The 26,211-nt window shown below is 36.8% G+C and carries 24 protein-coding genes, 1 pseudogene and 1 other annotated feature; of the genes and pseudogenes, 18 read left to right on the top strand and 7 right to left on the bottom strand.

Going from position 1 to position 26,211, the window contains the following annotated elements; translation table 11 throughout:
- Positions 1-556: 556 nt before the first annotated feature.
- The 5 genes and pseudogenes from ehuB to BKP57_RS14825 all read right to left on the bottom strand — a co-directional run bounded on the left by ehuB (position 557) and on the right by BKP57_RS14825 (position 6,274).
- Positions 557-1,435, bottom strand: coding sequence for an ectoine/hydroxyectoine ABC transporter substrate-binding protein EhuB (gene ehuB, locus BKP57_RS14805; protein WP_072741845.1), 879 nt, complete (start codon positions 1,433-1,435; stop codon positions 557-559).
- 797 nt (positions 1,436-2,232) lie between these two features.
- Positions 2,233-2,370, bottom strand: a pseudogene (locus BKP57_RS23155) (hypothetical protein); the annotation flags it as partial.
- 215 nt (positions 2,371-2,585) lie between these two features.
- Positions 2,586-3,953 carry a gluconate:H+ symporter gene (locus tag BKP57_RS14815; protein WP_050351338.1) on the bottom strand — a complete coding sequence of 456 codons (1,368 nt, stop codon included), beginning with the start codon at positions 3,951-3,953 and terminating at the stop codon, positions 2,586-2,588.
- A 46-nt stretch (positions 3,954-3,999) separates the two neighbouring features.
- Positions 4,000-5,556 (bottom strand): gluconokinase, encoded by a 1,557-nt coding sequence (gntK, locus tag BKP57_RS14820; RefSeq protein WP_050351337.1) that lies wholly within the window; start codon positions 5,554-5,556, stop codon positions 4,000-4,002.
- Positions 5,546-6,274: a GntR family transcriptional regulator gene (locus tag BKP57_RS14825; protein WP_050351336.1), complete on the bottom strand. Its 729-nt coding sequence runs from the start codon at positions 6,272-6,274 to the stop codon at positions 5,546-5,548. Before BKP57_RS14825 ends, gntK begins: the two co-directional genes overlap by 11 nt.
- Before the next feature lie 559 nt (positions 6,275-6,833).
- On the opposite strand from BKP57_RS14825, the gene BKP57_RS14830 reads away from it, so the two are divergent.
- Positions 6,834-7,037 (top strand): hypothetical protein, encoded by a 204-nt coding sequence (locus BKP57_RS14830; RefSeq protein ID WP_050351335.1) that lies wholly within the window; start codon positions 6,834-6,836, stop codon positions 7,035-7,037.
- A 751-nt stretch (positions 7,038-7,788) separates the two neighbouring features.
- Here the strand turns inward: BKP57_RS14830 and BKP57_RS14835 are convergent.
- On the bottom strand, positions 7,789-7,989 hold the full coding sequence (locus BKP57_RS14835) for a hypothetical protein (RefSeq protein WP_072741846.1): 201 nt from the start codon (positions 7,987-7,989) through the stop codon (positions 7,789-7,791).
- Positions 7,990-9,071: 1,082 nt separating this feature from the next.
- On the opposite strand from BKP57_RS14835, the gene BKP57_RS14840 reads away from it, so the two are divergent.
- The 10 genes from BKP57_RS14840 to BKP57_RS14885 all read left to right on the top strand — a co-directional run bounded on the left by BKP57_RS14840 (position 9,072) and on the right by BKP57_RS14885 (position 18,906).
- Entirely contained in the window at positions 9,072-10,409 is a 1,338-nt protein-coding gene (locus BKP57_RS14840) for a radical SAM protein (protein ID WP_072741847.1), read from the top strand.
- Positions 10,406-11,113, top strand: a complete 708-nt coding sequence (locus tag BKP57_RS14845) for a TorD/DmsD family molecular chaperone (protein ID WP_083547281.1) — start codon at positions 10,406-10,408, stop codon at positions 11,111-11,113. Before BKP57_RS14840 ends, BKP57_RS14845 begins: the two co-directional genes overlap by 4 nt.
- A gap of 22 nt (positions 11,114-11,135) precedes the next feature.
- Positions 11,136-13,721 carry a molybdopterin-dependent oxidoreductase gene (locus tag BKP57_RS14850; protein ID WP_072741848.1) on the top strand — a complete coding sequence of 862 codons (2,586 nt, stop codon included), beginning with the start codon at positions 11,136-11,138 and terminating at the stop codon, positions 13,719-13,721.
- A gap of 3 nt (positions 13,722-13,724) precedes the next feature.
- Positions 13,725-14,258 (top strand): DMSO/selenate family reductase complex B subunit, encoded by a 534-nt coding sequence (locus BKP57_RS14855; protein WP_050351331.1) that lies wholly within the window; start codon positions 13,725-13,727, stop codon positions 14,256-14,258.
- 15 nt (positions 14,259-14,273) lie between these two features.
- Positions 14,274-15,122 carry a dimethyl sulfoxide reductase anchor subunit family protein gene (locus BKP57_RS14860; protein ID WP_072741849.1) on the top strand — a complete coding sequence of 283 codons (849 nt, stop codon included), beginning with the start codon at positions 14,274-14,276 and terminating at the stop codon, positions 15,120-15,122.
- 241 nt (positions 15,123-15,363) lie between these two features.
- On the top strand, positions 15,364-16,323 hold the full coding sequence (locus tag BKP57_RS14865) for a 4Fe-4S binding protein (protein ID WP_072741850.1): 960 nt from the start codon (positions 15,364-15,366) through the stop codon (positions 16,321-16,323).
- Complete coding sequence (tatA, locus tag BKP57_RS14870; RefSeq protein WP_072741851.1) at positions 16,311-16,502, top strand: twin-arginine translocase TatA/TatE family subunit; 192 nt, start codon at positions 16,311-16,313, stop codon at positions 16,500-16,502. The genes BKP57_RS14865 and tatA overlap by 13 nt, the downstream gene beginning before the upstream one ends.
- Positions 16,503-16,823: 321 nt before the next feature.
- On the top strand, positions 16,824-17,741 hold the full coding sequence (locus BKP57_RS14875; RefSeq protein ID WP_072741852.1) for a ketopantoate reductase family protein: 918 nt from the start codon (positions 16,824-16,826) through the stop codon (positions 17,739-17,741).
- Positions 17,742-17,755: 14 nt separating this feature from the next.
- The gene (ytzI, locus tag BKP57_RS14880) at positions 17,756-17,911 is read left to right on the top strand and encodes a YtzI protein (protein ID WP_072741853.1); all 156 of its coding nucleotides are present in this window, start codon (positions 17,756-17,758) and stop codon (positions 17,909-17,911) included.
- A gap of 14 nt (positions 17,912-17,925) precedes the next feature.
- Entirely contained in the window at positions 17,926-18,906 is a 981-nt protein-coding gene (locus BKP57_RS14885) for a Gfo/Idh/MocA family protein (protein WP_072741854.1), read from the top strand.
- 251 nt (positions 18,907-19,157) lie between these two features.
- Here the strand turns inward: BKP57_RS14885 and BKP57_RS14890 are convergent, their stop codons facing one another.
- Complete coding sequence (locus BKP57_RS14890; protein WP_050351325.1) at positions 19,158-19,706, bottom strand: M15 family metallopeptidase; 549 nt, start codon at positions 19,704-19,706, stop codon at positions 19,158-19,160.
- Positions 19,707-20,045: 339 nt separating this feature from the next.
- Between BKP57_RS14890 and BKP57_RS14895 the strand changes: the two genes are divergently transcribed.
- From BKP57_RS14895 to BKP57_RS14920, 7 genes are all read left to right on the top strand, one after another.
- On the top strand, positions 20,046-20,663 hold the full coding sequence (locus tag BKP57_RS14895) for a glycerol-3-phosphate acyltransferase (RefSeq protein WP_072741855.1): 618 nt from the start codon (positions 20,046-20,048) through the stop codon (positions 20,661-20,663).
- A gap of 20 nt (positions 20,664-20,683) precedes the next feature.
- Positions 20,684-21,169: a DUF456 domain-containing protein gene (locus BKP57_RS14900; RefSeq protein WP_072741856.1), complete on the top strand. Its 486-nt coding sequence runs from the start codon at positions 20,684-20,686 to the stop codon at positions 21,167-21,169.
- Positions 21,170-21,361: 192 nt separating this feature from the next.
- Positions 21,362-21,910 (top strand): cysteine hydrolase family protein, encoded by a 549-nt coding sequence (locus tag BKP57_RS14905; protein ID WP_050351322.1) that lies wholly within the window; start codon positions 21,362-21,364, stop codon positions 21,908-21,910.
- 106 nt (positions 21,911-22,016) lie between these two features.
- Positions 22,017-22,523 (top strand): GNAT family N-acetyltransferase, encoded by a 507-nt coding sequence (locus tag BKP57_RS14910; RefSeq protein ID WP_050351321.1) that lies wholly within the window; start codon positions 22,017-22,019, stop codon positions 22,521-22,523.
- A gap of 180 nt (positions 22,524-22,703) precedes the next feature.
- Positions 22,704-22,917 (top strand) — a binding site (T-box leader).
- A gap of 17 nt (positions 22,918-22,934) precedes the next feature.
- On the top strand, positions 22,935-23,069 hold the full coding sequence (locus BKP57_RS23160; protein WP_257786687.1) for a hypothetical protein: 135 nt from the start codon (positions 22,935-22,937) through the stop codon (positions 23,067-23,069).
- Positions 23,070-23,146: 77 nt separating this feature from the next.
- Positions 23,147-24,586 (top strand): proline--tRNA ligase, encoded by a 1,440-nt coding sequence (proS, locus tag BKP57_RS14915; RefSeq protein WP_050351320.1) that lies wholly within the window; start codon positions 23,147-23,149, stop codon positions 24,584-24,586.
- Positions 24,587-25,000: 414 nt separating this feature from the next.
- Entirely contained in the window at positions 25,001-26,161 is a 1,161-nt protein-coding gene (locus BKP57_RS14920; RefSeq protein WP_050351319.1) for a M20 family metallopeptidase, read from the top strand.
- Positions 26,162-26,211: the final 50 nt, after the last annotated feature.

Genomic DNA, 26,211 nt, shown 5'->3' on the forward strand with positions numbered 1-26,211 from the left:
CTTGTTTGTTGTTCAATAGTGTAGAAGACTTTTTAAAAATGACGCGTTCAAAGGTAGAAGGAATCGCTTAAGCAAATTGATTGCTATTCCATAATTGTCGGAATGGAATTTAATTCCTATATTTTAAACTAGAGCAGCAAGCAAAGAAATACGTTCCATCCAGTTGAACAACATCTAAGACTTGCGTTTCGTATATAAGGTGCTGGAAGACTCCCAATTCAGGAGTTATCAGTACTGCAACAAGTCTAAGTGGGAGATAACAACACCTAAATGCCAATTCGTTTATCTAACAATCAGTGTAAAACCCCCACTGATTGAAGATTAACTTGATCGTATCGGATAACAACATAGTGAACCTCTATCAAAACAACAATGAAATTCCAACCAGCGGGGATTTACCCCCACTGATTGTTAGAAGCACAAGGCTATGACAGCAATACATCGCGCGCAGAAAAAGTGTGTTTCTTTTTCAAGAACGCCTGAGACCATAGCCGACCTCGATCCTTTTTACCACGCACTTTTAAAATAAAATGGGGTTGAAATTTGAATAGTGGGTTTAAATATCCCCATTACAAACCTTCTCTGTCGTAACGTCGTCCTCGACCATATTGTTGGCCTCACTAAAGCCATTTGCTTCTAATAATTCCGCTACTGTCCCATCAGCTTTTAATTTAGCTAACTTCTCGTTATACGCATCACGTAAATCTGTATTGTCTAAATGAAAAGCAGCTGCACCATAGCTTGGAACTCCTTCAACATCAGGTTGCTCAAATCCTTCGACAAATTCAAGCTTATTGGAGTTAACTGATTCGAGGGCCATTTTAATCGTCATCTCTGTACCGGTGGTCGCGTCAGTTCGACCGGACTCCACCGCTGAAAAAGTAGCCGGTATATCTTCAGCATTCGTTATTTGTTTTTCGCTAACGCCTTCTGATTTTAAAAATACATTTTCTGTAGCGCCAGACATGACAGATACCGTAACATCTGGATTATCAGCAATATCTTTATAACTCTTTAAGTTTAATGGGTTTCCTTTTTTGACAATTAATCCTTCTCCATATTTCATTTCTGGTTCGCCGAAAGCAGCGTTCTCACAGCGATCTGGATTAATTGCCATCCCAGCTGTAATTACATCAAACTGACCAGCTTTTAATCCGGGAATTAATTGCCCGAAATCAGCTAGTTTGCTGTCCACTTTCTCTATTCCTAATTCCTTAAAAACAGCTTTCGCAATATCTACAGCGGCTCCTTTGAGCTCCCCATCTTCTTCATAAGCATACGGTTTTTCATTGGCAAAACCGATCGTGACTTTACCGGATTCTTTTAATTCATCCAATTTACTTCCAGATGCTTTACTGGAATCAGTTTCATCTGATCCACATGCTGCTAAGACAAATATAAAACCTAAAATCAATGTAAGTACGATTTTTTTCATGAATTTAATTTCCTCCCTTACTAATTTCCTTTACGTAAAAAGGAACTAAATGTGAGTGTTCAAAAGACGATAACAATAAGATTTAATAGCAATTTACGTATGACTAATAATGCATTGTGGGAACGCTAGGACCTGTGAAGCAACAAATAAATGCAGACCATCTTAATTATCAGATTTTTTGAACAGCCACTATAAAAAATGTTACAGGTATTTTACAGAACGCTCAAACGCTGTATTTTTTGATAATTTGTAATTAAATGTTAAATTTATGGTTGATACTCGTATAATTAGAGATAACGTATACATGCTATAGGATAGTCAGTGAGGCTTTCATATGGTACGATTTTGTCCCGTTGTATGCATTGAAAATAACCAGAGTGACGAGTGATTGTACCCCTTTTATCAGTAAATAAACTAATTCACTACTTTTGTAGAAGAATAGGAAACGAATATATGGAAAACATTTGTAAATAGTGGGTTTTTTCAAAGTGGTCAAATCTAATTTTGAAGTTGACAAAAGAATTATATTCGCAGTTATGGATCAATGACTGCGCATACTCCGATTGTTTTTCCTACGTTATTTGATGTTCTCTCTTTGGGTGCAGGAAGAAGATCCTAGAACCGTTGGTCAGTTTTTACTACATATGTAAAAAGTATTTTTAAAAAAAGGAAAACAGCTCAAAAAGTGAAAATGACGCCTCAAAGAATGTTAAATCAGCATTCTTGGGGCGTCATTTAGATGCTAATTAGTCAAAGTCGGACTTTTTAGTAACCCAACCTAGCGATCATTTTGCCTTCTAATCTGTGTGAAAAATTCCTTGTTTATCGACACGTTTGTACGTATGGATGCCAAAATAATCGCTTTGTGCTTGAATAAGTTCCGCTAGTTGGAGAACGTAGCTGTCATAAAAGGATAATAATGAGCTAAAGCATCGTAAGGGTAAACGGTTTTATAGTAACTAGCCTTAAAGCTTCTTCATGTTATTAGCCTTAGAGTGCAATGTAATACATGTATTAAGTTTGGATTCGATTTATAAGCTCCACTTCACTATTATGTATCCTATTTTTTGCTAGACTTGATCCCATAACTCCCAAAAAATGCCGATTGTATTTTTCAATGTATGCAAATCATTGCAAGTTTGAGTATTATTTAAACAAAAATACTTAAAAGCAAGATAAATCCAAGACTTATAATGGAGATAATCGTTTCTAGTAATGTCCAAGTTGAAAATGTTTCTTTCATTGTTAAACCAAAGAATTCTTTAAACATCCAGAAACCTGCATCATTAACATGGGAGGCAATAAGACTTCCTGCACCAGTAGAAAGAACCATCAAAGCAAGATTAACATCAGACCCTTGCATTAATGGGATAACTAAACCAGCAGTTGTTAATGCGGCAACAGTTGCTGAGCCCAATGCAATCCTTAAAACAGCCGCAATCATCCAAGCTAATAGGATTGGTGAGATGCTACTATCTGAAAAAATGTTTGCGACAGCATCTCCTACTCCCCCATCAATTAAAACCTGCTTAAATACACCGCCCCCACCAATGATAAGGAGCATCATACCGATAGAACGAATCGATTCCTCAGCTGAAGCCATGACTTGTTTCATTGGAATACGTCGGGCAATTCCCATCGTATATACCGCAATCAAAACGGAGATTAGGAGAGCTGTTGTAGGTTCACCGATTAATTGGATGATATCAAAAAGGATATTGTCCGAAAGTTTCCATATATCTTGTAAGAGCTGGATGATTGTTGCTATTGCCATTAAAATGACTGGAAATAAAGCCGTCATTACACTGATACTAAAACCAGGTGTTTCCTCTAGTTTAAAATCCTTCACTTCGCCTACAGAATCAACACTTCCAGTTTTTAAAAAAGCATCTGGGACTAACTTTTTCGCTAAGCTAGTAAATAAAGGGCCAACAATCATTACAGTAGGAATTGCAATGATAAGTCCATATAATAAAACCATTCCAATATTTGCTTCATACTGCTGGGCAATGACAGTTGGTCCTGGATGTGGTGGCAAGAAACCGTGAGTGACGGATAACGAAGCAGCCATTGGAATACCTAAATATAAAATAGACACTTTTAATTGCTTGGCAATTTGATAAATAATTGGAATAAGTAAAACGAGTCCGACCTCAAAAAACAAAGCAATACCAATAATAAATGAGGCAATGACAACAGCCCATGAAATATTCTTTTCACCGAATTTATGAATCAATGTCATTGCTATTCGCTGGGCACCACCAGCATCTGAAACTAATTTTCCTAAAATAGCGCCAAAACCAAAAATTAATGCAATACTGCCCAATGTTCCCCCCATACCAGCTTTAATCGAAGATACAATTTCATTAAGTGGCATGCCTAAAGCTAAAGCAACTAAAAATGCTACGACTACTAATGAAATAAAGGTGTTCAAATTTAACTTCATAATTAAAAACAATAAGACAATGACTCCTAAGGCAACAATAAGTAAAGGAAATAAGTTATCTGTAAATGACATAGGATGTGTGCTCCAATCTATTTTTTAGTGAACGATTGCTACATGGTTAATTGCATTTATTGCTTTCTTTTTTTTGAAAGGCAGAGAGTTTTTGGTATTCTGATTCTAATTGTCTTGATATGTTGATAAAAATAGGAATGAGCTCTCTGTAAACGTTTTTATTTTCGGGATTTGGTTGATGTGTATAAGTAGCACCAATAAGATCGTTGAAGACTTCAAAAGAGTCTATTTTTTTCTCAGCATATAACCCTAAAAGACAAGCTCCTAAACAAGAAGATTCATAGCTTTCGGGAATAATAACGTTATGATCAAAAATATCAGCCATCATTTGCCGCCATACTTTAGAACGCGCGAATCCACCTGTTGCTTTAATGGAGGTGACAGGTGTATCCATCACTTCTGTTAAAGCTAAGAACACTGTATATAAGTTAAAAATAACGCCTTCTAGAGCAGCCCGAATCATATGCTCCTTTTTATGATTTAAAGTGAGTCCAATAAAAGAACCTCGAACATCTGAATTCCATAGAGGTGCTCTTTCACCCGCTAAATAGGGGTGAAACAGAAGTCCATTGGCACCAGGGTTAACGCGTTCTGCAATTCGAGTTAAAACGTCATATGGATCAATTCCTAGACGCTTTGCAGTTTCAATTTCACTTGCTGCAAGTTCATCACGTATCCAGCGTAACACCAAACCCCCATTGTTTACTGGACCACCAATAACCCAATGATCCTCTGTTAAGGCGTAACAAAAGATTCGTCCTTTTGAATCTGTTCTTGGTTGAGGGATAACAGTCCGGATGGCACCACTCGTTCCTATCGTGACAGCAACGTCCCCCTCTTTTATCGCGTTTACTCCAATATTTGAGAGCACACCGTCACTAGCTCCTATGACAAAGCGCGTGCTTTCCAAAATCCCCATTTCTTGGGCAAATTCAGGATGGCAACCTGTAAATGATTCTTTTGTTGAAACAAGACGTGATAATTTTTCTTCTGTAATATTGGCAATTTCTAGGGCGCTCTCTTCCCATGCCAATAATTGAAGATTCATCAGTCCCATGGCGGAGGCTATTGAATAATCAACAACATATTCATTGAAAAATTTGTAAAAAACGTATTCTTTAATACCGATGTACTTTTTGGTTTTTCGCGCAATATTTGGTTTTTCATGTTCCATCCAAGCTATTTTACAAAGTGGGGACATAGGGTGAATGGGTGTCCCTGTTTTTAAATAAATCTCGTGTCCATTATGTTTATCTTTTATTTTTTTAGCCCATTCAGAGCTTCTATTATCAGCCCAAGTGATACAGCGAGTTAATGGCTTGTCCTTTTCATCTATTGCAATAACACTGTGCATCGCACTGCTAAAAGAGATAAAGGATAAATCCTTGGGGTCTATTTGTGAATGTTGCATTACATTGGTAATGGATAGAAGAACTGCTTGGAATATTTCTTCAGGGTCTTGTTCCGCGGTTGAAACATCAGGCGTGTATAACTCATAGCCGTTGTTGTCCTGGCTTATAATTTCACCCGTTTCACGAAAAAGAACCGCTTTTGTACTAGTCGTTCCTATATCTACGCCAATCATATATTTATTACGATCCATTAAATTCCCTCGCTTTCTTCATCATCTCTGGGTCAGTCCATAAATCTTCTGCTTTGTTTTGAACATCATGGAAGTTTTTAAAAAAGGCTTCTTTGATAAGCGTTTTTTCTTTCTGTGCCAGGGCTTCAATAATAAGTTCGTGATTTTTAAGGATACGATTAAAATCTTGATAGTTTACTTGGCTTCTATATCGCATCGATAAAATAATTAGACACTCCATGACAGGTCTTAAATGTGTCCATACCATCATAATTTGCCTATGATGAATAGATTTAATAATGGTTTCATGAAATTCTATATCTTTTAAAGAAAATTCATCAATATCTTTATACTTTATCGCTATTTTCATCATTTCCAGAATTTTATTTAGTTCGTTTAGTAATGCATCGTTTTCTGAATTTAATAAACGCTGAACAACAAAGGATTCAATCATTAATCGAATATCATAAATTTCTTCAATATCCGTTTTTGAAATGCCAATCACTGTTGCTCCCATTCTTTCTAAGCGAATTAACTGTTCTTTTTCTAACACTTTTAGGGCCTCCCTTACAGGGGATCTACTTACTTGATATTCTTTTGCTAATTGATTTTCTGATAAAACGGTTTCTTTTTGGATAGCTTGAGAAATAATTCTCATTCTTAATTCGGTAACGAGTCGCTCTCCCATTGATGAAGAAAAAGCTAAGCCTTTTTCAGGGTAGAATTTTTTAGATGTCATATCTCTCCTCCTATTTACAGCTAAAACAATCAATTGAATACTTGTATACAAGTATAATATCACAGGAAAATAACTTTGTAAACGGATTCACAAATGACTCTTTTGAGAGTATTGTAAAATGGTTGTACCTTTTAAGAATTTGCTATACTTTATTTTAAATTGGCTAAATAGCTGTAGAGAGTAATGACGGCAGATCTGGTTCATTATAGCTAGTAAATAGTTCGGCAAATGCATTCATGATGTGAGTAGGTAGTCAAATGATTGATATATGGTATTGAGCATTATTATTATTTATTTATTTATTGCCGGTTTTATAGGGGGGGAATTTATCGAGTGATTTGCTCTGATTTGTTTTTTAATGTATATATCCTTCATGACATCGTGTTACTTCACTGACAAGACTTGGGGAGGTACTTCCTTTTTCATGTCTCAAACCCATTGGGACATAAGAGCTAAGAATTATGAAATTCATTCAAATATTAAAACAATTATCTTAAGATAGTTGTTTTTTCCTTGGAACACCTCTTTATATATTGAATATAAAAAAGGAGCTGGTTATATGAGAGCAAAAGGTAATTGGTTAAATAATGAAGAGCAAAAGGAAGTAATAAAGGAGTTAAATAACTCCAAAGAATTCAAGACCCAAATAAAGGCTATGAAAGAGGAGACTTTCTTTGATGAAAATAGTATTATTATTCCCGTTATAACAAAGTATACTATACGAAAAATCTTTAGAAGAATATTTTTACTCATAAATATTTAACCTCCCTAAATTAATATCAAATTAGGATAAACAAAATTGAATTAATATATATGAAATTAAAGAAAATTATAACACAAGCGGTAATGCGCGAAATTTTCCTAATATATTAAATGAATATTTCATGGTATTGTTAACTTGAAGGAGATCGTGGATTTTCATATATATGAAGAAAGAGAAACTAATTAAAAATTAAAAGAAGGGAGGGTAATCGAAAAAGAGAACATTAAGGAAATTCACAAACTCACTAATTGAAGGAAATGAAGCGATTGATAAAAAAGATACGCTAAAATAAGGTGAAAATTGGGTGGGAAAATGAATAAAAATATTTGGGCAAGTATCTTAGAAGTAATATTTCTATTGATTTTGTTGACTTGCTTTATCAATGAAATAATATCAACAAAGATGTATATTGCTTTATCTGTATTTGTAATCTTTCTAGAATTTTTAGTATCAAATGTATTCTTCCGTAAAGAAAAGTAAATATTTTACTTTTGCAACTATCTGATAAGTTTTATTATTGTTATAAATACAAACAGATTTAAACTTAAAGAGGGGGATTAGTAAAATGAAACGAATATTTTTTACTGTTATCGCTATTCCGTTTTGGGAATTGTTGGGGTCAAAAAAAGTTACGTTATCCTAATCTTTTTTTATAATTGGTTAGAAGTTTTTTGATTCATCAATGCTAAATGGGGTGTGGTTCATATGTGATAAGAAAGGATGGATTTATTTTGACAGCACATTTATAATGCTACAACGACTTTAAATACTCTTGTTCCATTATACTGTCTCCATATATCTCTTCATAAAACAAAGCTTCTAGTGCATCGTCCGTACCCCCGAGACCATTGTACATCCTTTTTAATAACAAATCTTTATGAATCATCTTTTTCATTTTTATAGGATGAAATCCAATCCACTCTTGGTAAAATCCATCTCCAAATTCTATCAATACTCTATCGTTTACATTTGATTTACCTCTATACCATCTAGTAGTTGTTGATGTATTTCCATCTGTATCCTCGATGGTTATTTGGATAGGTTACACTTAGTTGGACAGATTCATTAAGGTCATATAAACTTGATTCAACAATAAGTCGGAGGAGAGTCCAATATGGCCAAAAGAGAAAGAAGGACATTCAAGGTCACCTGAACACTTTGTAGAAAAGCTAAAGGACAGTGCTGCAGAAGGCAACTCGGAACAATTTAGGTTATTTAAAACAGGCTATTGGAAAACCAATTACAGATGCTTTAAAAGGATTGAGAGGAATTTAAAAAAGTAAAAAAGCATAAATAGAACGGAAGGATATAAACTTGAAACCGATACCAAAATTGGAGCTAAAACCATACAAAATAAGGGACTTTAAAAATCTCCCACAAATACTTGACTCAATCCGAAGTAAACTCCACTTTACTAAAAACGTTTGTAGATGTTAGAATGTAAGTAAATTATTAAATTTTTCCAATAGCCTACGTAAAGGAGACTGTTTTTACACTTGAGAATGCACCTTGGTTGCTTGTAATCGCTTTAGAATTCATACTCATTTGTTACAATCCCTTCCTGATTTACTACAACACGTTCGTAAAAACTATTTCGTAATCTAAGCGGACTTGACCAAAGAAGAGTTGTGTGGTAGAAATGGCATCATACAACTTGTTTGAAAAACTATTAAAAACTTCTACTTTTTATGGAGAAAAGGCGATAATAGCGCCCTTATACCGCATATGACTAGGAGTAAATCCCCTCTATTCATACTACAAGTGAATTTGGAAGACAAGTAGAGGAACGAATCGGGCATTTAGGTGCTGTTATTGCCCACTCAGATCTGTTTGTTTTTACCTCCGGCTCTTGAAGTGGGAGTCTTCTAGCACCTTATATACGGAATAAACTCTCAGTAAATAACCTTTTCTTCCATCTAACGAGTTGAAAAGAATTCCCCATTCATTCAAGGTTTACTTTTGAATATACATGTGTAAGAGAAATTTTTTTACACCTATATGTGAAATATTTCACATAATAAGGAGGCTCATACGATGCTAACAAAAATTACGAAAGAGAATGTCTCCATGATCGAAAATGATTCTTTTCGGAATTACGCGCAGATTTTTGCAGAGATCGAAGAAAATACAATTGAGAGTATAAAGTCATTCGGCTTATCGTTGGAGCAAAATAATGATGAAACTAAAAATGAACGTCTAGCGAGGTTAAGAAAGAAACAAGCTACATTTAGAAATAATGACAAAAGTATTGTTATCAACCAACTATCAAGTGCGTGTGAAGCTTGCCAAACAGGAACTGGAAGCTATACGTCGTTTGTTACACTCAATTGTCATCGTGACTGCTATTTTTGTTTTAACAAAAATCAAGAAGATTACACATTTTATTTACATCATCAAAAAGATGCCAATGAAGAGTTAGCCTATTTAATAGAAAGTGGGTATGTATTAAAGCACCTTGCGTTAACTGGCGGAGAACCACTGCTTTTTAAAGCGGAGACAATCAGCTTCTTTCAATTGGCTCAAGAAATATCTCCAAACACTTATACAAGGTTATATACAGCGGGAGACCTTTTAACTGAAGACATCTTACAACAGTTACAAAAAGCAGATTTAGATGAAATCCGAATTAGCATCAAAATGGAAGATTCAATCAAAAGAAGACAAAGAGTTTTAAAGAAAGTGGAATTAGCTCAAAAGTATATACCTCATGTTTTAGTAGAAATGCCTGTCATTCCTGGAACAAGACAAGAAATGAAAGATTTACTTTTAGCTTTAGATGAAATGGGGATATTTGGTATTAATTTATTAGAATTTTGCTTTCCCTTAGTTAATTCCCGATCGTTTAGTGAAAAGGGATTCACATTAAAAAATCCACCTTATGATATCTATTACAATTATTGGTATGCAGGTGGCTTAGCTGTCGCTGAGAGTGAGGTCCTATGTCTAGAGTTAGTAGAATTTGCTATTGATAAGGAGTTAAGTCTTGGGGTCCATTATTGTTCTTTAGAAAATAAATTTACAGGGCAAATTTACCAACAAAATTATAGTCAACCAATGAATGATACATATCATTTTTCCACGAGGGATTATTTTTATAAAACGGCAAAAGCATTTGGGCAAGACAAAGAAAACGTGAGGGACCAACTAAATAGGATCGGAGAACCTTTTATTATTGATAATGACGATGATTTTATTCAGTTCCCCGTTCGTGCTATTCCATTTTTAAAACCTAATGACACAGAATTGGCGATCGTTTCTAGTGTTATCGAAGCTAGGATGAATGAAGAGTTGGTACGCGAAGTAGGTGTTGATTGGACAACACCATCACTATTTGAGCAAACAGATATCGATAGTGTGGAGGGAGAAAGATGAGGAGTTCAGAAGGTGTCTTAGATATGACAGAGGTGTTCTATGCACGACAATTTGTTTACGATGTTTTAAGACGTTTTTTCCTTGAAGAACCGTCGCGGGATTATCTCGCTTATTTTGTACAAGAAAAACTTATTGACTTATTTCCTTTTGTTGAAGAATCAGAAGACATACAAAGAGGAATAACAGAAATAAAAGCATATTTATCCAAGCATAATGTGATTGACAACGATGCAGATTATGAAGATTTACATTGGGATTATACAAGATTGTTTGTAGGACCGTTTGATTTGCCTGCCCCGCCTTGGGAATCTGTTTACGTACGAAAAGATCGTTTGTTATTTCAAAGTAATACGGTAGATGTCCGAAATGTATATCTTCATTTTGGTTATGAAGTGGAACATAAAAATCTAGAAGCAGAAGACCATGTCGGACTAGAGCTCGATTTTATGTTTCATTTAAATCAACTATCTCTCAAAAGTTTGAATAATAATGGTCTAAAATCAAAAGCAAATTTCACTTTTTTAGTTAAAGAGCAAAGGAGATTTTTAGAGAAGCATTTATTGGCGTTTATTTCTGTATTCTCTGAAAAAGTGATAGAGAACGCTCATACAGGATTTTTTACTGGGATGGCGAGGCTGCTAAGGTCATATTTGAAAATGGATGCTGCCATTTTAGAAGAACTTTTAGAGATGGACGAAAATTAAAGTATGAGGGAGGAGCGTTCAAATGTTTGATCTTATGTCAAAACTGAAAAACTATAAAATGTCAAGAAGAGCATTTGTTGGCTGGTCAGCTGCTGTTACAGCTGCAGCGGCAATACCTGTCAGTAGAGGTCTGAAAACAAAAACCGAGCTGAATAAAGTGTTTGCCGCTAGTGAAGGAAATGAAGTATGGAAGTCAGCTGCCTGTTGGCATAATTGCGGTGGACGTTGTGTGAATAAAGTTTTAGTGAAAGATAGCATTGTAATTAGACAAAAAACGGATGATACACATGAGGATAGCCCTGATTATCCTCAACAAAGAGGTTGTTTAAGAGGGAGGTCGCAACGACAACAAGTATTCGGCGCTGATCGACTAAAATACCCAATGAAACGAAAAAACTGGAAACCTGGGGGAGGAAAGAAAGAATTACGTGGCAAAGACCAATGGGTTCGCATTTCTTGGGATGAAGCTCTTGATATTGTTGCAAGTGAAATTAAAAGAATAGCTAAAGTCCATGGAAACAACGCTCTTTGGGCTACAGGTTCTGGAGAAATAACCAAAGTATTGTCTGAAAACGGTGGCTGTACAACAGATTATGGTACGACATCATGGGGGGCTTGGTTTTGGGCCTCAACTATGATGGGAGTGGCAGAGGGATGGGACGAACTCGGTATTAATGACCGTATAGATTTACGCAACTCACAGCTGATTGTTTTATGGGGAGTAAATCCAGCATGGAGCAGTCCAGGTAGCCCGACCTATAATTATTTGCAAGCTAAAAAGGCGGGAGCGCAATTTATTTCGATCGATCCAAAGTATACAGACTCGGCCCAAGTCTTTGGAGCTGACTGGATTCCAATTCGACCAGGAACAGACGATGCGCTAGCTTTTGGTATGATGTATACATTATTAGATGAGGATGATCCAAAGAGTAATCCGCTTATTGATTGGGACTTTTTAAATCGATGTACGGTAGGATTTGATAAGGAACATATGCCAAAAGGGGCAAACCCTAAGGATAATTTTAAAGATTATTTATTAGGAACGTATGATAACCAACCGAAAACCCCAGAATGGGCAGCCAATATTTGTGGAGTAGAGCCTGAAAAAATACGTGAATTAGCACGTAAAATAGGTTCAACAGAGCGTGTAGCTTTGCTAACTGGATGGGCGCCAGCTCGGATAAATAATGGGGAGGGATGGGTTCAAGCCTTTTCAACTCTTGGTTTTATGACGGGGCATATGGGACGCTCCGGGAGAATGACTGGTGTTAGCTGTCATCGATCATCTGGCAATGGCGGTCATTGGCTCGTGAATAAAGGTATAAATGGTTACCCACAACCTGAAAATCCTGTTACTGACTCAATTAATCATAATGAAATATTTTCAGCTATATTGGAAGGGAAATTTCACCAAAAAGGTGAAGGAGAACGAAAAGCCAATATACAGCTAATCTATCATCAGTTTAACGCGACATTACAAACGCGCTCTACCATTTTACAAGGAATTAAAGCACATAGAAAGGTAGAATTCGTCGTTACCCATGCTTATACTTTAACAACAAATGCGAAATATGCAGATGTTGTTTTACCAGTAACGACAGAGTGGGAACGAGAAGGCGGGCTTTTAGTAGGGAATCGAGAAATCCTCATTGCCCACACAAATATCGTTGAACCAATGTATGAAGCTAAAAGTGATGTATGGATTGCGAAAGAATTAATGAAAAAGTTAGGCAAAGATCCAAAAAAGCTTTATCCATTTAGTGAAAAACAGGCATTTTTTAATGAGCTAGCTTCAAGTACTGTCATGAAGGATAATGGAAAAGATTACAAACCACTAGTCGAAATTACGGCAAGGGATATGAAAGAATGGGGAGTTAAAGGGAAACCTCAAAAAGGAAGAATTTCTTTGCGGGAATTTTTAGAAAAGGGAGTCTATCAAGTAAAAAGAAAACCTGGTGACAATTTTGGCTATATTGCTTATCAAGATTTTGTGGAAAAACCAGACAAGCATCCTTTAGAGACTCCAAGTGGTAAATTTGAAATCTACTGTAACACGATTGCAGAGGAATCGAAAGGTGGCTGGACGGAAGTTTCCCCAATTCCAAAATATGTGCCAAAAACGAGAGGTTATGAAGCAACCTTTGTAGATTGGAAGAAAAAGAAAAAAGGAAAATACTCATTCCAAGTCTTCAATCCGCATTATTTAAGAAGATCTCACAGCACATTTGATAATGTACCTTGGCTGCGTGAAGCTATGCCAAATCCCGTTTTCATCAGTAAAAAAGATGCAAAGGAACTTGGTATTAAAGATGGAGACACCGTTCTTCTTTCAAATGAATATGGCAAAACATTACGCCCAGCTAAAACGACAGAAACTTTAATTCCAGGCACTGTAGCTTTACCCCATGGTGCATGGGTAGAAATGGACGAAAAAGAGGAAGTAGACAAGGCTGGGGCAGATAATATGTTGACAGCTCCTATTGCCACTGGTTTGGGCACCTCAGGGTGGAACACCGTGATATGTCATGTAGAAAAGTATAAAGGTGATCCGTTAATTGAAGATGCGAAGTGGGAACAACGTATCATTTTTCCAAATGAGGAGGTGTAATCATTGACTCAAGTAGGCTTTTTTATAGATGTAACAAAGTGTATCGGTTGTAAAACTTGTGTCATTTCTTGTAAAGATAAAAATGATTTAGAAGTAGGTAGAAATTTTCGCAGAGTCTATTCTTTTGAAACTGGAGAGTTTCCAAATCCTAGATTAGCTCATTTATCCATTTCCTGTAATCATTGTGATAAGCCAAAATGTATGGAGAACTGTCCAACAACAGCTATCTATAAGCGGAAAGAAGATGGCGTTGTATTAATTGATCATGACAAATGTGTTGGCTGTAAGTATTGTGAATGGAACTGTCCTTATGAGGCACCACAATATAGTGAAGAATTGGGAAGAATGACAAAGTGTGATACTTGCATAGATTTACGGGAAAATGGTGAAGAACCTGTATGTGTTACTTCATGTCCCATGCGTGCAATAGAATTTGGTCCGATTGATGAATTACGTAAAAAGCACGGAACAAATAGTGATATTTGGGGACTACCAAGTTCAACGATTACGAAACCGAATCTGGTGATTAAGAAGTAAAGGAGGGAAGATAAGATGAATGATTGGTCACTGCTTATTTTTACGATAGCCATCCAAGCTGCTATTGGTAGTATATGGATGTTGTGGATGTTTCAGTTCAAACATAAAAAGAAAACAGACCAAGAAATATTTCAACTTTTTAAAGTACCATTAATTGTTATTGCTGCCTTGTCAATCATTGGTTTAGGCGCATCATTTTCTCACTTAGGAACACCTAGTAATGCGTTTAACACAATTAGAAACATTGGCTCATCCTGGATGAGTAGGGAAATTTTAGTGACAGGGATGTTTATTGGGATCGTTGTGGTAGCATGTGCTTGGGCGCTATATCGGCAAAGAATTTCACCTTGGCTACTATTTGGAGCTGGTCTTATTGGTCTCGTGGATGTGTATTGCATGGCAGCAATATATACAAACTCTTTAGTTGGTCCTTGGAATTCTATTTATACATTTATGTCATTTTATGGCACAACATTCATTTTAGGATCGGTACTTGCTGGTGCTTTACTTACACCAGTCCTATATAAGCAGAAAAAAGACTTAGAAGCAAAGCAATTTTTAAACATAGCTTTCATTATCATGCTTTCAGGCGTTGCATTGCAAGTTATTGGCGTTGCTTTGTTCCCAACCTCCATGCAAGAGATAAACATGATTGGAGAAACCGTAGAAACAGCCATTCTATCGAGTTATAAAGGGATGATTGCTTCACGGTGGATAATTTCTATTGTGGGAATCGCCTTATTTGGATATTTGACAATATCGACTTTCAAAAAATTATATACGCGTCTGATGATTCTAACGCTGCTTTTATTTGTAATGTCAGAAGGATTAAGCCGTTATGTATTTTATTTATTAGGCTCGTAATATGCTTGCTTTAGCTTAAAAGAACATCAGAATGCATGCTTAAATTTATCTAAATGAATATAAGAATGCATGGTCAAACAAAGAGCATAGGAAACATAAAATGGGTTTGGCTATTACTTTTTGTGAAATTTTGAACAAATTATATTAACTGCGACAGGGTTTCGAATTATGCAGTAAAAGAGCTGTACGAAACGAGCGAAATAGGACATGGTTTTTTAAATCTATAAAAGGGGGCGTTAAAATGGGATTTTTAATTCATTGGTTGGAGAGTTTGGACTATGATTATAAAATTTTATCGCATTGTTCACGCTACAAAAGCCCCCTTTCTAGTTGTACGGAATGTATAGCTCATTGCCCAACCGAAGCTATTCAATTACAGACCGGAAAGCCAGTTATTCATGCTGCAGACTGTATAGACTGTGGAAAATGTGTTGTGAGCTGTCCTGTACAAGCAGTGGAGGGGTTTCTCCCCAGGCGTCCCATTATTAATAAACAATATATTATGGATAGCGACAATACACCTACTTTGAACGAATTGCTTGTTTATTATAAAAAAGGGATTACCACAATTGTGTGTACGGAAAAGTATATGAGTGCTGCATGGGAAGAGACGCTAGAGCAGGTGAATCAATTATTAATACAACTTGGCGAGAAGCAATTTACAATCAGTAATGAACAACAACCATCTCCTCATCATGAATCCATGACACGGAGGGAATTATTGTTCACTTGGGAAAAAGAATTAAAGCAATTTGCCAAAAAAATGACGCCAGCTAAATGGCGCTTTAACCATGAAAATTTAGATGTAGCAAAACATTATCCTGACTATCAGTTTGTTCATATCTATTTAGACAAAAGCAAATGTACTTTATGTAAAGCATGTCAAATGTTATGTCCAAAAAGCTGTCTGCAAATCAATGAGACAAACTTTACTCTTGTAGCGCAGCAATGTTCAAATTGTTTATTATGCCAAGATATTTGTCCAGAAAATGCTATTTCTCTAAAGAAAATGATCTCAACCGCTACAACAGAAAAACAACCGATTTATACAAAGGAATGTCCCTGTTGTGAAAAAACGTACCAAACAATAAATGAAATACAACAACTTTGCGTTGCTTGTCAAAAGAAACAGCAATTTTCAAGCAGTATAATAGAACAATCCATTAATTGTAAGAAGGAGGAATCCTCATGGCAAATATAGGTATGCCTGGTTTAATCGTAATTCTTATATTAGCTTTAATCATTTTTGGTCCTAATAAATTGCCTGAGCTCGGTAAAGCAGTAGGTAAAACGTTAAGGGAGTTTAAGCTCTCCACAAAAGGGGTTATGGATGATGACGAAGGTGAAAATACATCGGGTGATGCTAAAAGTAACAAGTAGTCCTTCGCTTATAGATGCAGTGTGAACATTATTATGAAAAAAACTAGCCTGAAATAAACAGAATTCCCATCCTTAAAGAAGAAGGCTATCGTCAGCGCTTTTGAAAATTACAACAGCCGATAGACCATAGAATAATGGTTATGTAGTAATTCGAATTTTCCCACTTTATTCTGAAAGTAAGGTACTCCTGTAAGGCTTCCGCCATAAGACTTGGCGACAAGCCAAGTTTTTCTAAGAAGTAAAGTTAAAAAGTGGATGTGTTTTTTGTAGTAGACGCCATTCGTAAATCCATGTATGATTCATGTTAAGGAGGGGAAAAGCATGCATATCGTTGTATTAGGAGCGGGCGCACTAGGTGGTTATTTTGGGTTGCGCTTTCAAGAGGCAGGTGCAAAGGTCACTTTTTTAGTACGTCAAAAAAGGGCTGAACAGTTGCAAAAGCATGGATTGGCTATTCGGAGTCCTCATGGCGATGTACTTAGGGAGAAAATTAACTGGGAAACAAATCCAGCTGATGTCGAGAACCCAGATGTGGTCTTGGTAAGTGTTAAAGGGTACCATCTTAATGGAACCTTGGAGCAATTGCATACGCTTGTAAATAAAGGAGCTTACGTTTTACCGGTACTAAATGGGATAGAGCATATCCATATATTGCAGCAGGAATTCGGAAAAGAAAAAATAATAGGTGGTCTCGCCTTTATTATTGCCACATTAAATAATCAGGGACATGTCGTACATACTGGTGCTTTTCATGAGCTTATTTTTGGACCGCTTTGTACGGAACAAGAAAAAGTAACGTCGGAATTAGAATCCTTCAGTAATAAAGCTGTCATGAAGGGGGAGCGGACAGCTAACATTATGTATGAGCTATGGAAAAAGTATATGTTTATCAATGCTTTTTCTGGGATTACAACAGCCGTACAACTCCCAATTGGTGAAATTCGTAAACACAAAGAAACCTTCCAGATCGCTATTCACCTTTTACAAGAAATGAGGGAATTAGCAGGAAAGTATGATGTGAACCTTACAGATAAAGACGTCACAGAAGCAATAACCAAAATGGAACAATTTGATGCACAAGCTACTTCATCGATGCATCAAGATTTACGGAAACGTTTACCCCTTGAACTAGACCATTTGCATGGTGGAGCAATCCGTTTAGCAAAAGCTCAGCAACTAGAGCTTATTTATACGAAAATTATGTACGGTATAATAAAACCGTTTGAAAATAGGACGTAAAGTGAGGTATAGTTATGTCGACAGCAATGATCATAAGCATCATTTCTATCGTAGTAGTTATTTTTGTACTAGTATTATCTATTGTTACTATAAGCAAAGGATATGCATATAAACATGAAGTAGATCCTATGCCTGAAGGGCAAGATAACAACCAAGAAACAGACACGTAAAGGGGAGAGGTACATTGAAATTTTGTACGATCGGCACGAGTTGGATCACAGAAGCTTTTATTGATGCAGCCAATCGAAGTGGAGATGCACAGTTAGCGGTGGTTTATTCAAGAAAGCTAGAAACTGCTCAAGCTTTTGCTAACAAGCACGGTGCTGTCAAAGCATATACAGATATCAAAGAAATGTTAGAAGCTGATGAATGTGATTTTGTATATATTGCTTCACCAAATATTCTCCATCCAGACCATATCAAAATAGCAATTCAGAGTGGAAAACATGTGTTTTGTGAAAAACCAATGGTGTTTACCGACAAGCAATGGCAAGAAATCGCACAACTATCTAAAGCACATCAAGTATTTGTGTTTGAAGGATTTCGCCATTTATTTTCTCCTAATTATCAGCGTCTAAAAAAAGAATTAACTAACATAGGAGCTATTCGCAGCGCATTGCTCCAATACGGCCAATACTCTTCTCGGTATGATAAGTATAGGGAAGGAGAGGAGCCGAATGTGTTCTCTCCACAGTTTGCAGGGGGTGCGTTGATGGACTTAGGTGTCTATCCATTAAGCATGGCGATAGATTTATTTGGTCAGCCTCAAGATTTTTCATATTATCCGGTATTATTGAAAAATGGTATTGACGGAAGTGGAACCATGGTACTTACATATGATGGGTTTATCGTTACGTTACTATGTTCTAAAATAACGAACGCATTCATGCAATCGGAAATACACGGGGAAGATGGAACACTGATCATGGATGCGATCGCTCCAATTTCTCAACTACAGCTTCATGATAGAAAAACTACGCAAATAAATGAGTTGGCAAATGAACAATACGAAGCGGATATGGTATTTGAGATTCAAGCTTTTGTCAAAATGGTTAGTGAGAATAATTGGCAATTGCATGATTCTTATTTAGAGAGAAGCCGAACAATCGCCCAATTAACAGAAAAAATGAGGAAGGAAAATGGAATCCATTTTCCTAATGAATAAGAAAAAAAGGGGCTAGGAAATAAGCAAATACGATATAGCAAAAGCCGAACAATCACAAATTGATTGTTCGGCTTATTTGCATTAAAAAAATTCCCTCATCGCTATGGTAAAATACTTCGCTTTCCGCGAGGCGCAGCCTCAGCTTCCTCGGAAAGCAAAAACCGGCTTTCCTGCGGGATCTTCAGCTCGCGCCGCTCACACCTTGAAATCAGAACGCCGGCATTGTTAGAGCACGCCATATTCACTAGCTTTTATTTCTGTTTTTCATCTGGTCGGATTCCGCGTTGTAATTCTGCAATACTCAATCCAAATGTCATTTGCAAATGAGGGTAATCTTTAAATGCTTTCCAATCCCCGCCCCATTCGAAGCCTAAATCTTTTGCGATGGATGCTACCTCAAACCAATCCGACTTGCCGTTACCATTACCGTCAGAGTTGATGTCCCAAATAACTTCGCCAGCTTTATTTTTTAACGCATAATCAATTGCTAAGCCATAGTTATGATATGATTCTCCGCCTTTTGCATTGGTAATCGTACTTCCGCTTGTTTCTCTTCCCTGCGCATATAACTCGTTTTGCTCCTTAACGGTTCGTAAACCGTCTGTAATCACAACTTGAATATTGTTAGCGGCAGCTTTATTTATCAATGTTTCTTTTTTTTCTTTAACAATCGGATGGAGGTCAGTTGGCATTTCTTTATCGGTCTCCACGGATTGCTTCATATTATAGATAACAAATAATAAAATAAGGCCAATTAAAATAATGAACCAGGGCAGCAATGTTCGCTGAATATTTTTCATGCTGAGGCTATCTCCTTCAAAATAAAAACGATACTGACGTCATTACTCTGTGTTTAAGAAACTTTCGTAAGAATCATGTTTTTTAAACAACAAAGCATCCTTCACAAAAGCTCAAAAAATTTGATAGATAAACGGGAATAAGTGGTTTGAAATATTTATTCTCTCTCTGTAAAAAAATATCTCAGATAAATAGTCAAAAAAGCTATTTTTAAGAAACGATCATAAGATATCGCATAAAATATATCACTAGCATAGCAAATGAATACCCATTTGCAAATAATCAACACTCATTACGCTCTGCCAATTTTTACGTTATAATAAGAAAAAAGGAGGGATCTAATGATTACGGTACTGGCTTCCATCATTGGTTATTTAATTGGATGTTTACATGGTTCGCAATTGGTAAGTATGTATAAACGTGTGGACATCAAGAATGCTGGTGTTAAAAATGCTGGAGCATCTAATACGACAATTTTATTGGGGTGGAAGTATGGTATATTTGTAGCCCTCTTTGATATATTAAAAGGTACCTTTGCGATATTAATTGTTTTATATTTATTAAAAATGTATGGCATTAGTGGCGATGAACAGATATTACTTATTTATATTACGGCATTATTTGTCATTTTAGGTCATAATTATCCAATCACGATGAAATTTAGCGGAGGAAAAGGAACAGCTTCGCTTGTAGGAATTTTACTTGCTGTAGATTGGAAGATTGCGGTTATTGGAATTGGTCTTTTACTCGTCATTACTATTACAACAGATTATTTAGTAATCGGTGTTTTAGTGATGTACCTTTCTTTTCTTCTGTCGACCTATGTTTTCTTTGGTTTAGAGCCAACTTTAATTGTCATTTTTCTATCAATTTTAAGTATAGCGAAACATATGGAGAACTATCGCCGTATAATAACGAAGCAGGAAACGAAATTATCAAGTATGTTTCGTAAAAACTAGTTGTTAATGGAGGATATATTATTGTGGATATTGTTATTTGGATTTTAATTATTGCTTTATTTATTTTAAGCTTTGTAGGGATTATTTTCCCGATAATTCCATCTGTATTTGTGCTTTGGGGCGGGTTTCTTTTATATCATTTTTTCCTTAATCCGAATGAATTGACGTTGTCGTTTTGGATTGCAATGGGAATTATCACACTTCTGTTGGTTGGCGCTGATATTATTGCTAACAGCTATTTTGTCAAGAAATACGGCGGAAGTAAGTGGGGCGAGCGTGGCGCGGCTGTTGCTGTGATTGTCGGTTCGTTTATTATCCCACCATTTGGAATTTTAATCGTCCCATTTCTTACTGTGTTTATCATCGAACTATTACAGCAACGCACCGTACAGGAGGCGTTTTGGGCTTCGTTTGGTTCATTAATCGGATTTCTTGGTGGCGCAGTTGCAAAAATAATCATTCAATTGTTTATGATTGCTTGGTTCTTAGTGGTAATTTTATTCTAAAGTTATAGCAAATTGTAGGTGGTTGTTAGTTCTTAGTGGTAGATTTATTTTAAAGTTATAACAAGCTAATGATGATTGTTTTGTTCTTTTGACGATTTTATCTAAAAGGTATCTTGTGTGCTACATAGCGTCATCAAAGAACATAACCTTTTGTAAAACATTTTAATACGAAGTGAAAGGAAGGTTTGTTTGATGAAAAAGGCACTTTTGAATGTGGATTACACCATTGATTTTGTTGCAACAGATGGTAAACTGACATGTGGAGCACCGGGACAAGCTATTGAAGACAAAGTTGTTTCATTGACCAAAGAATTTATCGAAAACGGCGATTATGTGGTGTTTGCGATCGATGCACACGAAGAAGGCGATCCATTTCATCCAGAGGCAAATTTATTCCCGCCGCATAATATTATTGGCACATCTGGGAAAAATTTATATGGCAAGCTAGCCGATGTTTATCACGAACATCAGTCTAAGGAAAATGTATATTATTTTGATAAAACAAGGTATAGCGCCTTTGCTGGTACAGATTTGGAGATTAAACTGCGCGAACGTGGTATTCAGGAACTTCATATCATCGGTGTTTGCACAGATATTTGCGTATTGCATACAGCTGTCGATGCTTATAATAAAGGCTTTGCTATTGTTATTCATAAAGATGCTGTGGCAAGCTTCAATCAGGTAGGACACGAATGGGCGTTAGAGCATTTTGCAAACACACTAGGAGCTAAAGTGGTTTAATATTTAGTGATAGATGGGAAATTGCCCCTCGGCTTTTTCTAACTTATTGGAGCAGCGCCACCGGGAAAACGTTACTCAGGACCAATGATAAGAGGTGGTTATGTACATGGAATTTACCATTCGAAGGGCGACGATAAAAGACAAAACAGACATTATAAATATTTTGCAAGCTGCAGCGCGCTGGCTTCAAAATAAAGGGATTAAACAATGGGGGTTTCTTTTAGCTGGAAATGAAGATCCTGCTATGGAAGTCGAAATTCTTGCAGGTAACACGTATATTGCAGAAATAGAAGGCCAAATTGCGGGCACCTTTATTGCTTCATGCGAGCAGAATGAGTGGGATGTGCTCATGTGGGGGGAGAAGGACGATGCTGCATGGTATATCCACCGGCTTGCTGTACATCAAAATTATCGTGGAAAACAAATTGGAAGACAGTTGCTGGAATGGATTGAAACACAATTAGTAGGTGCAAATTCTGTTCTTCGTTTGGATTGTGTTGCAGATAATCCTGATTTAATAAGCTTTTACGACCGAGCGGGATATACTTTTGTAGGAATGAAGAAGGATGGCGAAGACCGATTCGCTTTATATGAGAAGGAACTGACCATTTGAAAGTGAGTTAGCGAATTGGTAGTTGCATTCAAATGTTTCATCGGTTAATTATTTTGCTACCTCTATATTTTGAAAAATGTAAATATATCAACCTTTTTTATGCTCATCTTACTAGTAATCGGGTTCTTTAAATCTTGACTTTCCTTAGTGCAAGCTTTATAGTGTAAGTACAATTATGTCATAAAAATGTAGATGGAGATTAGTATAATGAACTGTCTTTTTTAGAGAGGAAATGGGTGGTGCAAATTTCCAAAGACAAACATTAGAACCTGCTCTGGAGTTCGCTGTCAGAAAGGCTTTTATGCTGTAAGGTAGCGCGGGTCAATCCGTTATCCAATTGAGTGTGCAATATTTTTTGCAAACAAGGGTGGTACCACCAACCTCGGTCCCTTTTCGGATGGAGGATTTTTTATGTTTACAGAGAACTTTGTTGAAATGAAAACCCTGCTGGTTGAGGACAAAGTGATTTCAGGATACAGAATGGGAGCAGGGTATAAAAAAGTTCAGCGTATTTTTTCCGCTAACACACTTTTTCAATACGGTTGACCGAAGTTAGTTTACCCTAGCAGATGAAGAGTTGGTTACGAAAATGTATATAAAATAGTTAAATGAGGTGTTTCGTTTTGGGTAAGAAAAACAAGCAGTTTGTAGAAAAAATTACCGCAATGGAAGATGATTTTGCACAGTGGTATACCGATGTCGTTAAGCAAGCAGAGCTGGTTGATTATGGTCAGGTTCGCGGAACGATGATCATTAGACCGTACGGGTTTGCAATATGGGAAAATATTCGCGATGTGTTAGATAAGAAATTTAAAGAAACAGGTCACACGAATGTTGCGTTTCCGTTATTTATTCCAGAGAGTCTGTTGCAAAAGGAGAAAGATCATGTGGAAGGGTTTGCTCCTGAAGTAGCTTGGGTTACACATGGCGGAGATGAGGAGTTGGTAGAACGTCTTGCCGTTCGTCCTACTTCAGAAGTATTGTTCTGTGATTATTACTCTAAAAATATTCATTCTTACCGTGATTTGCCAAAGCTTTATAATCAGTGGGGGAATGTTGTTCGTTGGGAAAAAACGACACGACCATTCTTACGTTCCTCCGAATTCCATTGGCAGGAAGGGCATACTGCACATGCAACAGATGAAGAAGCCTCACAAGAGACGGAACGGATGCTAGGCATTTATGCTGATGTTGTGGAGAAATATTTAGCTATTCCAGTCCTTAAAGGAAGGAAAACGGATAAGGAAAAATTTGCTGGTGCTAAATATACATTGACAATCGAAAGCCTTATGCACGATGGGAAAGCACTGCAATCTGGAACTTCTCATCACTTCGGATCAGGTTTTGCGGAAGCATTTGATATTACGTATTTAGATGAAAACGGCGATAGTCAATTTGTCCATCAAACATCTTGGGGATTGTCAACCCGAATCATGGGAGCTTTAATTATGGTCCATGGAGATAACCGCGGTTTAGTGATTCCACCTCGCATTGCCCCGACGCAAGCGATGATCGTACCGATTGCACAGCATAAGGAAGGTGTATTGGATAAAGCGTATGATTTACGTGACCAATTAAAGGATCTTGTAAGAGTAGACATCGATGCAAGTGATAAAATGCCTGGCTGGAAATTTAACGAGTACGAAATGAAGGGTATCCCAGTCCGCATTGAAATGGGACCAAAAGACATTGAAAAAGAACAAGTTGTGCTTGTCCGTCGTGATACAGGTGAAAAGGAATTTGTTACATTAGCTGAATTGCCAACGCGCTTACCTGCTTTGCTTGAGGAAGTGCAAACGAATTTATACAATCGCGCAAAAGCTCATCTACTGGAAAAAACAAATGTCGCAACAAACATGGATGAGTTTGCAACCATCTTGGAAGAGCAAACAGGCTTTATTAAAGCAATGTGGTGCGGCGATCTAGCATGTGAAGAAAAAATTAAGGAAGATACACTAGCGACGTCTCGCTGTATCCCGTTTGAACAAGAAAAAGTGGCGGATACTTGCGTATGCTGCGGGAAAAAAGCGAAGGAATTGGTATACTGGGCAAAAGCATACTAAAAGAGGGGGGCAACCCCTCTTTTTTGTTGTATAGGAAAGCATAAAATGAGGTGCTTGGGGATAACGAAATAACCGCCAATTCAGTCATATTCGATTAAAAGGGCATCACTTATTCAACCGTTAAAATAGGTGATGTCCTTTTATTTTCCCAGAATGTGGGTTACTGTAAGCCCTTCCCTTATTTCTGTGAGAAAAAATATAAAGATAAATAAGAGTTTAGGTCAAATGTTCCATTCTGTTTACCATTTATTGGAATAATTGAAAACGAATTAATTTAAGCTCTACTTATATCTTATGCTCTCTCTTTCATTTAATTTTCCACCTTAAATGAAATAAAATAATTGCATAATAATGCAAATCATGTTATAAATATACGTACACATAAATAAATATGCACATAGGTGGGAATATTATATGAAGACATTAAAGGAAGAATTAAAGTATATACACCGTGATTTATGTCATATTAGCGATCATTTATACAAGCATCCAGAGTTAGGAGATCAGGAATACCAATCCATGCAGCTGTTAATGAATTTGCTAAAGGAGCATCAATTTGAAATTGAAGCTGGAGTTGCTGGTAGAAAAACTGCTTTTAAAGCTGTATTTGATAGTGGAAAGCCCGGCCCCGCTATTGCATATTTAGCTGAATATGATGCGTTGCCCGGAGTTGGACACGGTTGTGGTCATAATCTCATTGGAACGATGAGTATAGGCGCTGGGATTATTTTAAGTAAACAGTTAACTGAAATAGGAGGTAGTGTCGTTGTATTAGGCACGCCAGCTGAAGAGACAAACGGTGCTAAAGTACCGATGAGTGAAAATGGATTTTTTGATTCTATTGATGTTGCGATGATTGTTCATCCTGGAGATCAAGCCTATGAGAGTGGTGACTCCCTTGCGATGGATGCGATCCAATTTGCTTACTTTGGCAAAACCGCTCATGCTGCAGCTGCACCGGAAAAAGGAATCAATGCATTAGATAGCGTCCTTCAGCTATTCAATGGCATTAACGCATTGCGAGAGCACCTTCCAACGGATGTACGAATACATGGAATTATAGCAAATGGTGGGGAAGCAGCTAATGTCGTTCCTGACAAAGCAGTAGCCCAATTTTATGTGCGGGCAAAAGAGCGAAAAGCGTTAAATGCAGTTGTAGAAAAAGTAAAAAAAATTGCTGAAGGTGCTGCCTTAATGACAGGTGCAACTTTAGAAGTTTCCAACTATGAATTAAGCTATGACAACATGGTAACGAATCAGGCGTTATCCAACACGTTTACGAAGCATTTAGAGCAAATAACGGCTCAACCTGTATTGCCAGCCAAACAAAGCTATGGATCGATTGATATGGGAAACGTGAGTCACGTTGTTCCTGCAATCCATCCGTATATCGGATTTGACAAGCCGGGTTTAATAGCGCACACCAAAGAGTTTGCAGATATGACCATTACAGATAAAGGGCATCAGATGATTGCTGATGGAGCATTGGCGCTTGCGCAGACAGGTTTTGAAGTGATTACAGACCCAAATCTTTTAACAGCAATTAAACAGGAATTTAACCAAAGGAAAATATAATACTACAACTTTACTACTTAGGTTATACAAATAGGATGGTAAAGACGATA

Source organism: Virgibacillus sp. 6R, from assembly GCF_001895305.1.
In the GTDB taxonomy this organism is placed as follows: Bacteria; Bacillota; Bacilli; order Bacillales; family Amphibacillaceae; genus Virgibacillus; species Virgibacillus pantothenticus.